General features: G+C 46.8%; 12 protein-coding genes. 4 read left to right on the top strand and 8 right to left on the bottom strand.

The features are described 5' to 3' along the window. Positions 1–237: Arm DNA-binding domain-containing protein (locus PsW74_RS28315; RefSeq protein ID WP_153042443.1), on the bottom strand; the 237-nt coding region annotated here is incomplete at its 3' end. Between the two features lie 615 nt (positions 238–852). Between PsW74_RS28315 and PsW74_RS08515 the strand changes: the two genes are divergently transcribed. From PsW74_RS08515 to PsW74_RS08500, 4 genes are all read left to right on the top strand, one after another. Beyond that, a complete protein-coding gene (locus PsW74_RS08515; protein WP_153041755.1) occupies positions 853–2,166 on the top strand; it encodes a phosphatidylserine decarboxylase family protein in 1,314 nt (437 codons plus the stop codon). 36 nt (positions 2,167–2,202) lie between these two features. After that, positions 2,203–4,299: a ferritin-like domain-containing protein gene (locus tag PsW74_RS08510; protein WP_063289844.1), complete on the top strand. Its 2,097-nt coding sequence runs from the start codon at positions 2,203–2,205 to the stop codon at positions 4,297–4,299. 64 nt (positions 4,300–4,363) lie between these two features. Then, positions 4,364–5,257 (top strand): DUF692 domain-containing protein, encoded by an 894-nt coding sequence (locus tag PsW74_RS08505; protein ID WP_082830519.1) that lies wholly within the window; start codon positions 4,364–4,366, stop codon positions 5,255–5,257. Next, entirely contained in the window at positions 5,257–6,108 is an 852-nt protein-coding gene (locus tag PsW74_RS08500; protein ID WP_063289842.1) for a DNA-binding domain-containing protein, read from the top strand. The genes PsW74_RS08505 and PsW74_RS08500 overlap by 1 nt, the downstream gene beginning before the upstream one ends. Positions 6,109–6,119: 11 nt before the next feature. Here PsW74_RS08500 and PsW74_RS08495 read toward each other — a convergent pair whose 3' ends face one another. From PsW74_RS08495 to PsW74_RS08470, 7 genes are read right to left on the bottom strand one after another with little or no spacing between them, the layout of a single operon-like run. Beyond that, positions 6,120–7,040 (bottom strand): hypothetical protein, encoded by a 921-nt coding sequence (locus PsW74_RS08495; RefSeq protein WP_063289841.1) that lies wholly within the window; start codon positions 7,038–7,040, stop codon positions 6,120–6,122. 12 nt (positions 7,041–7,052) lie between these two features. After that, complete coding sequence (locus PsW74_RS08490; RefSeq protein WP_193775985.1) at positions 7,053–8,561, bottom strand: metallophosphoesterase; 1,509 nt, start codon at positions 8,559–8,561, stop codon at positions 7,053–7,055. Beyond that, positions 8,561–9,310 carry a hypothetical protein gene (locus PsW74_RS08485; protein ID WP_063289839.1) on the bottom strand — a complete coding sequence of 250 codons (750 nt, stop codon included), beginning with the start codon at positions 9,308–9,310 and terminating at the stop codon, positions 8,561–8,563. The genes PsW74_RS08490 and PsW74_RS08485 overlap by 1 nt, the downstream gene beginning before the upstream one ends. Then, positions 9,303–10,043, bottom strand: coding sequence for a hypothetical protein (locus tag PsW74_RS08480; protein ID WP_063289838.1), 741 nt, complete (start codon positions 10,041–10,043; stop codon positions 9,303–9,305). Before PsW74_RS08480 ends, PsW74_RS08485 begins: the two co-directional genes overlap by 8 nt. A 3-nt stretch (positions 10,044–10,046) precedes the next feature. Next, positions 10,047–11,768 carry a hypothetical protein gene (locus PsW74_RS28310; protein ID WP_082830515.1) on the bottom strand — a complete coding sequence of 574 codons (1,722 nt, stop codon included), beginning with the start codon at positions 11,766–11,768 and terminating at the stop codon, positions 10,047–10,049. Beyond that, positions 11,768–12,931, bottom strand: a complete 1,164-nt coding sequence (locus PsW74_RS28305) for a hypothetical protein (RefSeq protein ID WP_082830514.1) — start codon at positions 12,929–12,931, stop codon at positions 11,768–11,770. The genes PsW74_RS28310 and PsW74_RS28305 overlap by 1 nt, the downstream gene beginning before the upstream one ends. Positions 12,932–12,943: 12 nt before the next feature. After that, the gene (locus PsW74_RS08470; protein ID WP_206599915.1) at positions 12,944–14,179 is read right to left on the bottom strand and encodes a ferritin-like protein; all 1,236 of its coding nucleotides are present in this window, start codon (positions 14,177–14,179) and stop codon (positions 12,944–12,946) included. Positions 14,180–14,635: the final 456 nt, after the last annotated feature.

Raw genomic sequence — 14,635 nt, 5'->3', positions numbered from 1 at the left:
AGCATCACGCTTCCCAAGCCAGAATATTCCGTGAGAGGCAATGCCCCTCTTCATTCCGTATTTTCCGAGGGACATCCGGCGAGAACGCCCTTCTAGTGTGCGATATTGAACAATAAAGGTCTTGCGCCCGATTGGCGCCACCTGCAGCCCAAATCCCGAGAGCTTACCGACCCAGACGAAGTACTTCTTCGCCGTTGGCTTGGCTGCATCGACCGTCCGTTTTGTAACATTGGGCATCAGACAAAACTCTCCCGCTGACGGCCCGTGACAAGAACCGCCCCACATGCGAAAATAGATGTTAAAATTAGTTCCCGAATGCTGCTGTTTCTGACGGCCTGACAGCTGGTGACGACCTTTTGGGCTTCTCTAATGGCCCTGTGTAAAACACGGCCTCATCCCCTTACAGATCGCTTGCGCTATGCCTACCGTTTCTTGTCTGCATATTGTAAGCAAATGAGAGCATTTGAAAAGTGCAATTTCACCCCTATTTTAGCTCTAGTAATTGCTCTTTCAAATTATGAAAATCAACACTGCAAAGAGAACTTCGATGATCTGTTTGATGATGCATTTTTAAATACCAGTTGGTGCTTTGAAGTAACTCGGCAATCAAATTAGATTGGCTACAGAACTTAATTGAAACACCTAGAGTAGACGATAAAATCTTTTACAAAGAAATATACTAAACTATTATATCGACAAAAATCTAAAACCACGTATTTAAGTAAACTAAATTAATCTAACTCTGCTACTGCAGGATTTGCTAAATAGTATTCAGAAGTTGCTCTTCAAAATCTGCTCTCCCTATTGTCGGCATGCATATCAAGTTCATGCATGCTGCGACAGGAGTTACAGATGCCCAAAGGACAGTTTCAATCTCATCATGAAAACAGGCCTGGTGTTATTGCAGGTTTTCTCCCGCGGGACTCAAAGCTTCTAGGGAAGTGGCTGGATCATATCAGTCAAAAATCCATATCAGCATATGGAGAGCAAATTGAACAAGGCTACTCTTTTTTGGAGCCTTCAGTTCAAGCTCTAGCCTTTTTGCTGAATAAAGACGATCACCTTCATGGTCTTGTAAGCGAGATGATTGAGCAAGGCTGGCAAGTTCACCAAGAAGAAGAACCAAAAGTGGCGTATGGAATTAAATCCATCAACAATATGCTATGCGCGCTCAATTACATTATCAAACATGCACCAATCTTTGATCCGGACTTGCCGCATTCAGCATTTCCAATGTCAGGATTGTTTGTCTACATGATGTGGACACCCGCAGGGAACTTTGTCTTTAAAAACAAGCTTTTCAATGATGCCCTGAGAAACATCCTTGATGCCTGGTGTGAGTTTTTAGACTCTCCGGCCTCACTCAGTGTCGTTGTTACCTCAAAGGATGGTTGGCTTTCTGAAGCCTCATGGAAAGCGAACAGCCTGGATCAGTTCGTTACGAAAGAACAGATCGAGAAAGACCCTGTGCATTGGGGATACACGTCGTTTAATGACTTCTTCCATCGTCAAATCATTACGATCAGCCGACCAATTGATGGGCCGGACAATGATCGAGTGATTACATCTGCTAATGATGGCACCGTTTATCGCATTGCACGTAATGTAAAACTGGACGATGATTTTGAGACGAAAGCCCAAAACTATTCTCTCAAGCAAATGCTTGACGGCAGCCCTCTCACAACGCGCTTTGTTGGCGGAGATACCGTTCAAACATTCCTAAGCGGCAACGACTATCACCGATGGAGAGCTCCTATCGCCGGTAAGGTTGTCGAAGCACGGGTCGTAAACGGATACATGTTCTCTGAGCTTTATTCAGAGGGGTTTGATCCGTCAGCAGGAACTAAGTCTCAAGGATACGAGGCGATGGTAAACACCAGAGCGCTTATCTTTATCGAGAGCGACAATCCTGCAATCGGTTGCGTATGCGTTATGCCCATTGGGATCACAGAGATCTCATCTATCTCAATTCAGGTTAAAGTAGGCGATAGAGTTGAAAAAGGACAAGAACTTGGGTGGTTCAGCTACGGGGGATCCTCAATGGCTCTTGTTTTTCAGCCTAAAGCCATCAAGCAGTTTACGATTGTAAATCCTCTTTCAGATAACAACTCCAACAATGGGCCATTTGTTAGAGTTGGGGCACAAATTGCGATCTCAACTATTTAAGTCAGTCGTTGTTTTTCTCTTCAGCGCCTGGCGATAATGAAAATCAACGCCAGGTGTGCTTTCGCCAAACCGAAGGACACCTCAATGAAACACCCTCTCCTGGAACTGAATGATAGCGCCTGCTCGGCTCTGGTCGATGCTTGCACAGATCGCGACCCCAAGTACATAGATGATGATCTGTCCTGTGTTAAAGCCATCGCTCAAGCAGCTATCAATGTAGAGCTGTTCACGATCCCCCTCTACATGACGGCGCTGTATTCAGTCCAAGGTACACATCAAATCAACAGTAAGGGCAGTAAGCTCTATGAAGGTCGCTGGTGGCCTGGCTCTGGTCCTGCTGCTGAGCCCGACACAACAAACAAGCAAGTCTTCAATAAAGTCTACAGCGTGTTTATTGAAGAGATGCTGCACCTTCAACTCGCTTCAAACATGGCAACTTTGATTGGAGTGAAGCCATGCTTCACAAGCAGAGCCTTACAGAACGAAGAGTTTGGATGGACCTGCTATAAGCATGGCAACACCATGATCCCGCATATCTTGGATTTCAATGATTGGATAGATCATCCCATCTTATGTTCATATGATCCCGACCTAATGAACTTAAAAGGTATGCAAGTGATCCTACGCGCCATGAACAAAGATCAGGCAAAACTGTTCATGGCAATTGAAGAGACCGTTGAACTCGCCAAGCTCAATCTGGAAAATTCTGAAGTTCCCATACCTGATCCTCAGCCCGATGGTGATAAAACCCGACCAAAGTACTTTGAACCTGCACCATTTGATTGGTTCAAAGCCAACATGACGGAAGCAGATCTACCTCTGTTCGGCTCAATTGGGCATATGTACTTATGTTACTGGAGCTACCTTGAAATTACCTACTCAGATGGAACCAGTTTGCTTGGGCGTCTCTTAGGCTTGCAGCGAGATCGGTTCAATAAGCCTGAACAAACGGCTTCACAATATCCGATGATTGATATGAATCTGGAAGAGCTCGACAGCCTAAAGCTCAAGCTCATTAACAACATCAATGCAATCACTGATCAGGGTGAAGGCGGGGATGTTGTCAAAGACATTGTGAGGGTTTGGGGCTTTAAGTCATGGGCCAACACACTTGCAAAAGGCTCAGAAAATCCTCTTGGTTGCGTGAAGGAAAAGTTCCAGCCTAACAAAGAAGCATTGATTGAAGATTTTCCTCATTACGATGATCAGGGCAATCAGCTCCCAACGCTATCTGGTATAGCCCGCGCCAGATCTGATGCAGCGGATAAAGACCACTTCGAACTGTTTTCGGAAGTGCTTCAACTCGTACAAAAGCATGATTACATGACATGGGAGAAATGGCACAACCAAAACCATACTTGGACACCAGATATGCTTGGTACCGATGGAGCCCCCAACGTGCCATGTACTGAAGACATCGCAACAGCGCTCAATAAGTTAAAAACCAAGCCTAATACCTACCAAATATTAAGCCAAGCTGCGGTTGGGACGATTAAGGGCATCACTACAGTCTTGAACAGTTACTGGAATAATAGCGATAACACCGAATTTCCCTCTCCTGCCATGGATGGGTCTGGTGATCGGGTTTCTATATGCTGGGCTGTGACCGGAAAAGTGCCCGATCTTGTGACTGGCATTGCCTCACAAAAGGAACATGTTCTTTATCATGCTTGTCAGGGTATGGCCTTAAACGGTTCAGATACCGAGACTTGTGCCAGTGTTTTAGCTTACCATAGCTGTAAAGGTTCAAACGAATGCAAGACCCAGGGTGGGTGCGGGTTTGTCCAAAGTGCCAGCGGTGGAGGTAGCTGTGGAGGTTCCGTTGCCAAAGGTCTAAAGAGCGCGCCAGCGGACAATAAATGCGGTGGTTTTGGAGGGTGTGCAGTACCAATTTCAGCCTCTCAGCTTTACCCGAAACAAGACGATGGTTGCAATGAGATGCAACTCTATAAATTTGGACCTGTTCCTGATCATAATTCAGAGGCTTTGAAGCAACATCTCCCTTACTCTGAAGGGGATGCCGTTTACGACATAGCATGGCAAGCTTACAGTCATGCGAAGGGGCTCGACCCTGATGCGCATAAAGCACCAAAAGCCAATGATTTGCGGCTGGCGATGCCACCAAGCACATAAACGGGGTCAAATGAGTTCATCTGCTTCATCGAAACAAGGAGCCGCAGATTCAGCGGCTTCCGAATTGAACGAAAATACTGATTATTTAGGATTTGGGGTTGGCCTGCGTTCTCAGCACTTCCCTGAGATTATGGCTTGCGAGAATTTACCTGTCGACTGGTTTGAGATCATAAGTGAAAACTTCATCGACAACCACGGATATGGTCGCAAGGTTCTCAAGGAGCTCCGCAGCAGATGTCCGATTGCGATGCATGGTGTCTCCCTCAATCTGGGATCTTCAGATCCACTGAACTGGGAGTACCTTCAAAAGCTCAAAGAGCTGGCTGAATTTGTCCAACCTTCATGGATCTCTGACCACTTGTGCTGGACAGGGATTCTTGGACACAACACTCATGATCTTCTGCCAATGCCTTTGACGGAAGAGAGCCTCAATCATGTATCCGAGAGGGTGCTGCAAGTTCAGGCCTTTCTTGGACAACCAATCCTTCTTGAGAACCCATCCACCTATCTTGAGTTTCGACAAAATGAGCTCAGTGAGTGGGAATTTCTGTCGTTACTTGTCAAAAAAACAAACTGCCTTTTGTTGCTTGATGTAAACAATGTCTTCGTCTCCTCCTTTAATCATGGCTATGATCCTCTGGAGTATCTGAGGAACATTCCTCACAGCAGCATCCAACAAGTGCATTTAGCTGGTCCTACAAGGGCTGGTAACTGTCTGGTGGATACCCACGATCAACCTGTCCCAGATCAAGTCTGGGAGCTTTACAAAGTGCTCCTAGAGAAAACCGGCCCCGTCTCCACGCTACTGGAATGGGATGCAAACATCCCGGGCTTTTCTGAGGTTGTCGCTGAGTTGAACAAGGCACGGCTAATTTTTGATGGAAAGCCTTACCAGCGACTGGAGAGTGTCGACATCAATCAAGCACCTGGTGCATTCTCGAGCCCGGTTGTTCGATAATGAAGGAAAGTTGTCTAAAGAAAGATACTCAACTAAGCCAACTACAAAACTGGCTGCAGGAGGTCCTGATAAACCGTGGTGACATCTATCAAAAACTCTTAGGAGCCGAGCACCAAACAAACCTTACCCTCACAGAAGCTATAAAAGAAACGGAACAGTTTCCTGCAATCAAGCGCATCAACATTTATGCGTCAGGATACATTATGCGCTTGGTCGAAGCGTTAAAGGCAGAGTATCCGCTGCTGTGTAAGTTCATGGGAGATGAAGTCTTTGAAGGATTCGCAAAGGCTTACATTATCACCCATCCTTCGCGTTATTCCAGTTTATATAAGTTAGGAGCTAAGCTCCCTGAGTTTCTGGAGGAAACGCAACCAAAGGGAGCAAACTGTCCTGATCAAGTCGCTCTATTTAAAATCCCAGCTGAGTTGGCGCGATATGAGAGAACGCAGGCCGAAGTACTGCTCCATCACGGTCTTGAAGAGTATTTTTATTACACTTCAGAAACGTCCATCGCCTTTATTACATCAATCCACTCTGATCTATTACAAGCATCGCCATGCCTAAGAATTCTCAAGCTAGAGTACCCAATCCGTTCACTCGCCGTGTCACTACATTTGAACGACACTGTGACAACACCACAGCGAACTGAGAACTGGGTAGCTCTGACACGAAAAGACTACAAAGTAGTTTCTTTGCAGATCGATGATTGGCAGGCTGAGTTGTTGGAAGCTTTGAAGTCTCCAACGCCCCTTTATGGAGCGCTGGAAAATGTTAAATCTACAAATATGGCTGATGTTTTGCTTTGGCTTCCAACTGCGCTGGATTTTGGATTGGTCTATTACCCAAAATAGACCAATCTCAACTACATAAACAATGCATAGTTTTGCTCACCCAGCCGGTATGGAATAATTTGCGACACACCTGTTGCTGCGGTAACAGTTGCTTCTGTTGTCCAACCCATGCAATCGCCGTGTACACGATTTAAAGTCACCTCACCATTACTCGCCATATACGTCATAAAGTAAGGGTCACCCGGCCCAACCATAAATGGATGTACAATATCCAGCTCTTGGTCATCCTTCAGATGTAAATGTGAGCCAACCTCGTTGGTTCCTTCGCTTAGATCATCTGAAAAATGATCGATATTAACGTTAGGCTTCCACGTGTTGGTTTTCAGGAAGAAATTCTCTTTGCCCCAAGTGAAAAAGGCAAAACGTGTCCAGCCTTTTGCCCATTGGTGAGCCCAGACATTTTCTACGACAAGCGGAGGGCTTTTCCCACCGGACTTGGCCGTGGCTGATATCGTCCAGGTATTCACGGCGCCATCTGTGTTGTTGTAACCAAATACAAAATTCTGCCCCAGATCGACAGCGCATTTTACTTCGCTCAGGTTCGTCGTATAGGGATAGCGTGTATGATAGAAATGCAATGGATATTCGGATTTTAGATCCTTAGTCAAAGGGAAGAAGTACATGTGTCCGTTTTTGGCCTGATAGGCGAGCAGATGAGGCTTGTTCATCATGTAAAACGGTTGAACTGAATCCCAGTCCTTCCCCAGCTCAAATGTATTGGGCACTTGCTTGGTCCAAGGTTCCTCTTCAAGGAGCTCGAATGTGTCGCAACTTCCACTCCCCTTATTGTATCCCACAAGGATCGTGGTACCGTAATTATCATAGGTAGTGATTGCATCGTAGTTATGGTCAAAAACAGGCTGTCCGACCTCAGACCATTCCATTACGCCAGCTTGTTGGGTTGGTGTCATCGTGTAGAGCGTTGCAGTCATTATTCCCGTCTCCTAGCGTATATCTTCGCTGTAAATTTTGAGGGGAGCCGGATCTGCGCCGGCAATCTGATAGTAAGTGCAATGAGCAGGTTGCCCTGCTCCGTTCAGTTTCAAAATCTCAAATCCTCGATTGTACCATTGCTCGACCATCTGCAGATGCGTACCAGGTATAATCGGGACCGGATACACTTCCTCATAGGGCGTTTCTTTCTGTTGCACCGGAATGGCTGAGTGACCTATGCAACGACCTTTTGCGAGCGTTTTGAGAGGATTATCCGGTTCTGAAGTATTGGGAGGCCAGCCAGTGGGCCTGAAGTTATCTTCAAATATGCAAAGGTTATGTTCATGCCCCCAGAACCATGCAGCGACCTTATCAAAATATGGTCCAAAGGCTTGCCAAAGAGCGGTGTTTACGCCGGGCCGATTGATGTCACCTTCATAATCTGAGGGCACACCTACAGCAAAACGACCTGAGTAAAGCTGATGGTGCCCGAATAACAATGTACGGCCAGAGAATTGGCTGAGGTGGTGTCGGTGCCAGTCCATTTCATCAGGACGCACATACACCATGGGCGGTGGGTTTTGAGGGTCATATGCATCACTCGGATTGACATGAAGTACACCCAGGGCTTCATCCAGTTTGTCTCCAGCCACCTTCAGATAGTGCCCATGGTACCCCGTATCCATGCCTAGGATCTGCCAGGCCCCGTCCTCTGTGGTTAGACGGAAATAACTGGCTTGCTGCTGCTGACTGGGATGGATTACGAGCCGACCTTCATCAAGGCACCTGAAGTACGGAAATGCTCCGCAAAAGTATTCATGATTGCCAGGCAACGTGTAAACGGGAGGACGGTGCCCTGCAGCTGTAAAAGCCACATTAAGGAGCCCAAGGAAGTATGTATCAAACTCCTGTTCTGTACCGGAATAATAAACATCGCCGACGTGCAAGATCACATCTGGCTTGAACGAAAGTGCTGACGCTAGAACAGCAGCTGCCACATCCGTTCCTGTTCCGATATCACCGATCAAAGCAATGGTCGCGTCCGATGGAAGTTGCCAGCTCACGCAACCATAATCATAGCTCCCGCCTCCATACTTGGGATCTCGCCAACTCCGGTAATCCAACTTCCCGCCTGAATGCCCCGGATAGGACCAGAAGTATTTTACATACTCATCAAACATCTGCTGCCAGGCTGGGTTACCAAAGGTGAAGTTGTCCAGCTGCGTCTGCATCTGCGCTTCAATTTGCTTATTCCCGGTAAAAACCGCGTGAGCTTTATGATGTGTCAGATAAGTGAGGTATTCTGCTGCTTCCGGGTCACTGGCATTTCGCGTGGTCGGGATCTCAGGCGCTTTACCTTCCAGTGCTTTATGTGCGTATGCATCCACGCCCTCTAACATAGGATGAGCGACCGGAACCCCTTGGCGCGGGTCATGATCTGTCATTTTTGAAACAACGCTCGCAGCAGCGGATTTCAACCGAGCCAGATCCGCATTCTCATAATTGACAATGGGTTGCATCATATATCCAAAGTTCGATGAAGCTGAATGTTGAGACTGTTAGGTGCTGTCATGGGTATCCCGGTCCAGTCCTCCCACAACCCATGACCAAGTTCAAAATGCTCGGAAGCTTGGTCCAGCCACGTTGTCGTGAAATCCTTCAGCGGAGCAAAGCAGGTTGAGCTGCTTTTTCCCTTAGGCCAAAGTGTCCACGCGACTAGGTAATTCTCGCCAACGCACAACAGTCCCCCCTCTAGCCCACTCATAGGCAGCAGGTTCTTCGCCCATTTCAGGATGTGTGCTCTAAATATTTCTGGTGAGACGTTTTGGTTGCGCGCACCAATATAGTGCACCACGTCACCGGACATCCAATCTGCGGGAGCATCTACAAGGAAATATGGCGTCTCGACTAGCAGGTCTGCCTCAGGCAACAATACTGGGAACCCAGCGGAGCTTCGTGATGTGTCATATAGATCACCATGCAAATTCGTGTAGCAACGCACAGCGACACATTTGAAAGCATCGTGATAAGTTTGTTGCGAGGTCCAGAACATTAAGGCGCTTTGATCTGGCACCGTTGGTGGTTTGCCTTCATTTTGTGGCAAAGACGGTATGTAAGCATGCAAGCCCGCATTGGGTTGTAACAAGGAACATCCTGGCACAAACACAGAGCCTAGAAACTCTTCAAACTGCTGCTGTGTCTTATCTTTGCTTCGAAACCCTCGCCAGACATGTACAGCATCGGGTGGGACCTTACGAATTTCATTCATTTTCGAAAGCCCTTGTGAACTGCATATTGTATGTATCACCAGGCTTTACGTTCATGCCTGGCCAGTCATCCCAAAGGGCTGCTTGCGGTGGCAATGTTGTCGGAACAGGTTCAAAAACGTGAGACCAATCACAGTGTGATTGCAACTGTTCAAGCCCAGGATCAGTGCCGTCACCCAGTTCCCAATACACGATGTAATCTGCTCCGATGCAGACAATGCCACCTTGTATTTTTTCGCGCGCCTGCGTTTCGGCAAGGACACTTTGTATGTTCTGAAACAACTCTGCCGTGTTAGTGCTAGTTGGCAAAGCTCCCACCAGATGCCGTATCTTTCCTTTCATCCAGTCCTGCGGTTTATCGATAAGGTAGTAGCACTGGTTCAACACCAGGTCTCCAGCGAACAAGACCGGAAAGTCTGCACCACTTTCCGGCGTGTAACAACCACCGTGGGTCAAAGTGTAAGTACGACCTGCCAGAGTTTTGAAACCGTCCCAGTAGATCTGCTGAGAGTTCCAGAACAAGATTGCAGTTTCGTCAGGTACTGTATCTGGCTTGTTGGCCATTCCGCATGGAATGGTCGGAACATATGTGTCCAAGCCATTTTCGATCTGCATCTGCACGGTTGAAGGAATGAATGTTTCTCCAAGTCTTTGAAAAAACTCTTCTTGCGGAAGTGTCGACTGGCGAAATCCTCGCCATATCCGGACTGCATCAGGAGGTATCTGGAAGGACATGGATCACGCTCCTTCCGACAGGATCTGGTCTGTCACCTGATTTAGAAAGCCGATTGGGAGTGGCTTTTCCTCTGGTTTGCCATAGGGGCAACCGAGAGGAAACTTCCAATGTTCATTGACACAGAACTGACATGGGCCTGCTGACCGAGACAGGTAGTCTCGTTTATCATCCCACGTCAACTTGCCTTCTCGGTACATAAATCCGAGCACATCGGCCATGGTGGCATGAGCATCGTAAAAGCACTTTTCTAGATCAGGCCACACTTCAGGCCATTGGGATTTTATTGTCTTCAGTACCTGTGGTGCATTTTCTGCAGAGAACTGGAAGGCATCATACCCATCACCATTACCGGGTACATATGTAATCTCCGGATTGGTCTCAAGATAATGCACAGATTCAGGAGACTTATCTTTCAGTTCAGAAAGCCAGTCAGGGCTGAGTCTGAACTGAGGTAAAAAATTCGTATCATAAGAAAAATGTGGTGTTACAACGATCCGCGTATTGATGGCATAAAGTTCCCCGTCGATCTCAGTAGAGAACTCAAACATTGTCGGATTGTCATTCTCAGTCGTGAGATAAAACAGAGTAAATGCATTATCATAAGGATCTGTCGGTAACTCTGGTGAACGTTTGATGTGTTCCTTAAAAGCATCTCGGAACATGTCCCAGGAACTTTCACCAACCAGAAATAAAACAGCTGGATTTGTCATAACCAACTGCTTTAAGGCCCATGCGTTTTTGGTTACGCAGTTGGAGATGATTGTATCTTCGCTCTTTTCTGTGCCGCCCAAGAAGGCAGGTTTCCAATGGGGGGATGCGCAAGCCACCATATCTAGTTGACAGACATCCTCACCGATCTTGAGATCAGCATTCTTATGGCCCTCCGCTCGCAGATAGTCAGAGAACTCATTCAGGCTTGGAACGAACTGTTCGTAATATGTCTGGAGTTCTTGATAAACTTCTAGATTAACACCGGCAGGCATTTGCATCTTGGAGATGACAATGTCGCCCTTTTCGAACTTGTTGTCCGGACTATCATGATTGAAGAGAAGCACATAACGCGGCGTTCCGGTAGGACGCTCTAATGTAAGCGTAATTTCCGCACCGCTTTCATATTCAATGATCACGTCGTAAGGAGAGCCTGCATGGTCTCTCTCAGCAGATTTAATTATGCCATCTTCAGCTGCGATAATCTGATCAGCTGTAACGGTTGTGTCTGCTGTCGGGGTAACGGAGCTTCCTGCAATCAGATATTTCTTGACCTCTTCAAAGGCAAATCGTTCCTGGTACACATTACGGTAGCGATAGTAGTAAGCATACTTGTCATAGCCATCGGTTCCATCTTCACTGGTAAAGTCGGGATAGGCCCAGGACGTTCCAGTAATGCCCGGACTAAACGCAGTCAGGTTCGGGTTGATCCCTAAAGTCATGATGGGAGCCTTTCGGCATCCATCCATAATCTCACCATTTGGAAAGCCGGAGTTTCGCGTGACCCCTTTCACCCAGGGATACATCTCGGGTGTTCCGGATGGATCCGCTGTTTTAGGAAAGTCCGACAAAAAGTCATAGGTTGGATAAGGACCGTAAACCTGATCCTTGGGATTTGGAGGCCAAAAGAATGAACAGGTGCCGCACGGGCGAACATTAAAGACCAGCTCTATCTCCATCGGGTTCTTTGGCTGGCGCGGACTGGTTTGCCGCGGTGGCGTATAAGAACTGGTCATCACGTGCCCTTTCCAGTGGCTGTTTGCCCCTTCAAATCACTATCAGCTGCAATGGTTCCCCAAGTGAGCAGAGCACCATTCATGGAAGTGTAGAAGCCGTAATGTTCATAGATTTCGCTGGACCAATTCTCGCGCAGCTCTTGCGGAATTGCTTTACCTGCAGGCGTTTGTGTTGGAATTACGGTGTCAGACATATTGCGAACAAACACATAATCGACATGATACTCCCTGGCAGCATAGCCAACCACAGCGTCATCCATCTCCAGCGCACTGTACTGCGCGGTATCGTCTCCATCTGAGATGAAGTAATAGTCTGTTGTGAGGAGCGGAATCCCCTTCTTGTCGAGACCTTTAGGTGCCCCCAGTTCTTCAAGAGCTGCGTTCATCATATCGGCAACGGTAAACTGTCCTGCCCAGTCTGGATTGCCTTTGTCTGAATCGTAAATTGCCTGACACAGAAGGTATTCAAGATAAGGCTGTGTCACGACAGAACTCAGCTTGAAGAGCAGATTCTTTTCAATGATTGAGTTCATTGAAAGGTCCGGATACCAGTTGGTGCAGGCAACTGTTTTGTCATTCAATCCGGAACCAGTATTTTCAGACAATTTCAGCTTGATTTTGCCTGTATTTGTAATCGCCGCATCGCCGAGCTTTTCGCTTATGGTCGCTCCGCCAGCGGTGCCAATTGAATAAAGCCGTTGAGGGGATGCTTCTTTCAGTACAAAATGCACCATTGCAATCAACCCATCTGCAAAAGGAGGATGCGACAGGTGCGCATCTGACTTCCAAAGCAGTACCTTCAAGTCTGCTCCTGCAGCATTTCGGATAGATACGACCCGATAGAACCCCCAGAGATTGTAAGCTCCCTTCACATACTCATCATTGGATCTTAGGAACCACCCTTTTCGGAACTCATCTGATGAGACGTAGGCCTCCTTATCAGAGGACACGAATACATGATCCAGCGCGTTCCACTCAGTGTCTGTCCAGGTCATCACAACGATATCGACTTTAGGCAGTGGTGAATTCTTGTCAGGATTGCCAATATCCACGTTGGTAGGAGCGCTTTGCCCCACTTTCGACCAGTCAATAACGGGAAGTGGAGGCAAAGCTCCCGGGTTTGTGCAAGCTACACTTTTAGCATCCGTATAACGGTTTTTCATAGCAAAGCCTCTCTAAGCGTTTTGATTTATAAAACGGGGACCGTAGAAAACCGGAGCAGACAAATCTGTGTAGCGTGCCATGATTTTGGCTTCATCACCGTACAGCTCTGGCAGTCGGGCAATCAGGTTTGCAGGAATCTGAGAGCGCATGATGTTGAAGCAGGAAAGCACGCGTAAATCTGTCATCGCAGCAACAGCTTTGCCAAATGTTGGCCAGGACTCTTCAGCTGGACCATTCCACATCAGATCCAGATCAGTCATGATCTCAGTGTATTTGTCATCAAACGCACAGAGGTTGGATTTGACCGATGCTCCCTCTGGATCAAGTTCGAGTAGTTTCTTATAACCATCACGAGGAACCACGAGCACATTGGTCACGTTTGGCCAGGGTATTTGGTGACCCTTGAAAAACTCTGTTTCTGTCTCAGGTGTGAGTTTGGGCTTGGGTGTTGGAACGAGAAGTTGTGCACCGTAGTAGATCTCAGCAAAACGCGCATAATGGCTCCCCTCTCCGTCAAAGTTCTGCGCATAAAGGTCCTGAGCATTGCTTCCCTCACCTTGTTCGATGATCTCATCAATGCCATCAAGGAACTGCTGAACAGGTGATCGCTTGTCTTCGATAGAAAAGACAGTAAAGCCGATGTTGTCTCCAACTTGATTAGGATAAGTATTAGCCGGCGCTGAGAGGACTTTTTTCGCGGTGGCATTAATCTCACCTTTATTCGCCGAGATTGCAGCTTTTATTTTTGAATAGAATGCACCAATGGAAGGGTACTTCTCGTCTCTATATTTTGTAGCTAACAGACTGATCGGCGTCTCAAGTCGTAAGAAATTCCGCAACTGGTTCTTACTTAGCTGCGCAAAAACAATCGGGAGATCGGGTTCTACACCACCAGGCAGCCCTTCAGACGGAGAAAGAGGATCCAACTTCTTTATTGAAGGTTTTTCTCCAAGTGCTGCCAATATATTGCATCCGATGGCCATATGAACCATCTCTTCCATGACCACAGAGCGGATCAGGTTATAGGTTGTGTAATTTTGAACTTCTAAGGAAAACATCGCGGCTAGATATAGCGGCAGGGTTGCATGCTCTAAAGCAACGGCTGACTGCAGCGAAGCTTTAATCCATTCCAAGTCTCGATCTTGCGGTGGAACTGAAAGCAACTGTTGATCCACAAGTGGCCTCCCTCTAATAGCAAAAGTAATGCATACGAGAAAAGCCGCACCGTTCCTCTTCGAGGATGACAAATAGTCCTCGAATAAAGCAAATTTCCCTGAGCTGGGTGCATTCTTTTCACGTGGCCGGAAATTGTGCTTGCAAAATACGTGACTTCAAAAATATAAATCAATCATGCAATTGGAACGTGACAGTTATCACAGCTTTTATATTTTATTAACTGCGAACAATTCATCTTTAATTTTAAAATTTCAAAAATAAGGTGATTGCATGCACTTTTATAACTATAGATCTACAAGTAATACCCTATCCTCATGATGAAAAGATTAGATTCACTAATCAGTAAATATTTAACTTCTATACTCTTTACCACATAATGCTGTATAAGTTGATTTTGAATAATTAGGCCTTGCGCTCATTCACACGTTAGTATTCAGCTGACTGCGTCTAATAAATGAGTGCTCAGTGCACTTGATGACAATGTAGGCAGTATGACGATCACTATGGTGTCCGCCATCAAGGATAGC

It is taken from the genome of Pseudovibrio sp. W74 (assembly GCF_001623085.1).
Classification (GTDB): Bacteria; Pseudomonadota; Alphaproteobacteria; order Rhizobiales; family Stappiaceae; genus Pseudovibrio.
This window is presented reverse-complemented; position numbering and strand designations above follow the sequence as displayed.

What these genes read in the sequence shown, in the direction of transcription:
- PsW74_RS08500 (WP_063289842.1), top strand. Translation starts at nt 5,257, where the DNA reads ATGAAGGAAAGTTGTCTAAAGAAAGATACTCAACTAAGCCAACTACAA.
- PsW74_RS08495 (WP_063289841.1), bottom strand. Translation starts at nt 7,040, where the DNA reads ATGACTGCAACGCTCTACACGATGACACCAACCCAACAAGCTGGCGTA.
- PsW74_RS28305 (WP_082830514.1), bottom strand. Translation starts at nt 12,931, where the DNA reads ATGAAAAACCGTTATACGGATGCTAAAAGTGTAGCTTGCACAAACCCG.
- PsW74_RS08480 (WP_063289838.1), bottom strand. Translation starts at nt 10,043, where the DNA reads ATGTCCTTCCAGATACCTCCTGATGCAGTCCGGATATGGCGAGGATTT.
- PsW74_RS08485 (WP_063289839.1), bottom strand. Translation starts at nt 9,310, where the DNA reads ATGAATGAAATTCGTAAGGTCCCACCCGATGCTGTACATGTCTGGCGA.
- PsW74_RS28310 (WP_082830515.1), bottom strand. Translation starts at nt 11,768, where the DNA reads ATGACCAGTTCTTATACGCCACCGCGGCAAACCAGTCCGCGCCAGCCA.
- PsW74_RS08510 (WP_063289844.1), top strand. Translation starts at nt 2,203, where the DNA reads ATGAAAATCAACGCCAGGTGTGCTTTCGCCAAACCGAAGGACACCTCA.
- PsW74_RS08515 (WP_153041755.1), top strand. Translation starts at nt 853, where the DNA reads ATGCCCAAAGGACAGTTTCAATCTCATCATGAAAACAGGCCTGGTGTT.
- PsW74_RS08490 (WP_193775985.1), bottom strand. Translation starts at nt 8,561, where the DNA reads ATGCAACCCATTGTCAATTATGAGAATGCGGATCTGGCTCGGTTGAAA.